The sequence below is a fragment of the Colwellia ponticola genome (assembly GCF_005885605.1).
GTDB lineage: Bacteria > Pseudomonadota > Gammaproteobacteria > Enterobacterales > Alteromonadaceae > Colwellia > Colwellia ponticola.
On the sequence record NZ_SZVP01000153.1, the window covers coordinates 1 to 436 of the forward strand.

Sequence of the window (436 nt, forward strand, 5' to 3'; positions counted from 1 at the left end):
AATTCCTAAAACTACTGCAGGAATTCCCCCATTTTCTAAATGGGCAGATCCAGCATCCGTTCCACCACCCTTAAACATGTCTTTTTGATATGGGAGGCCTGCAGAGTCAGCAATTTCACATACGATCCGTAACAACTTGGCATTCGGAACCATTGTTTTATCATAAAATTCAATCATTGGTCCCTTTCCTAACTTACGAGTGTTCATAAAACCACGGTCAAGTTCAGGGTTCTTAGCCACGTCAACCGCAAAGAAAATATCTGGATTTACAATCTGCGCTGTTAATCGCCCACCTCGTGTACCAACCTCCTCACTGCTCGTAAAGGCTGCCACAACATTTACATCTAGGTCAACATCAACTAATTGATTCATCGCTTCAACTAATGCAAAACAACTTGCACGATCATCCATTGCTTTTCCCGCAATAATATCTTGT

The 436-nt window shown here is 42.0% G+C and carries 1 protein-coding gene; it reads right to left on the reverse strand.

Features of this window, described 5'->3' with window-relative positions:
- The coding region (locus tag FCS21_RS17845; protein ID WP_503328524.1) for a M20/M25/M40 family metallo-hydrolase at window positions 1-429 on the reverse strand (429 nt) is incomplete at its 3' end.
- Window positions 430-436 lie beyond the last annotated feature (7 nt).